This is a genomic window from Methylobacterium nigriterrae (genome assembly GCF_037106235.1).
Lineage (GTDB): Bacteria > Pseudomonadota > Alphaproteobacteria > Rhizobiales > Beijerinckiaceae > Methylobacterium > Methylobacterium nigriterrae.
In genome coordinates, this window is sequence record NZ_JBAWTG010000609.1 from 1 (window position 1) to 376 (window position 376).

The following is a 376-nucleotide window of genomic DNA, read 5'->3' on the forward strand; positions in this document are numbered from 1 at the left end:
CGCCTCCGGCGGCCTGATGGCGGCCGCCCAGATCGCGCCGATCGCCCACGACTTCAAGGTGGCGGACGTGCCCGTCAGCCTGTTCGGCCTGCAGATGGCCGCGCTCACCTTCGCGATCTCGCTGGACCGCATCTTCGACGGCTTCGGGCGGCCGTTCTTCGGCTTCGTGTCGGACAATATCGGGCGTGAGAACACGATGTTCATCGCCTTCACGATCGCGGCTCTGGCGGTGATCCTGCTCATCTCCAACGGGCGCGATCCGCTGGTCTTCATCCTGGCCACGGCGATGTATTTCGGGGTGTTCGGCGAGATCTACTCGCTGTTCCCGGCGACCTGCGGCGACACCTTCGGCTCGAAGTTCGCGGCCACCAACGCC

Annotated in this window: 1 pseudogene; it reads left to right on the forward strand. The window is 66.0% G+C overall.

Going from position 1 to position 376, the window contains the following annotated elements:
* Positions 1–376: pseudogene (locus WDW90_RS38445) on the forward strand (oxalate/formate MFS antiporter); the annotation flags it as partial.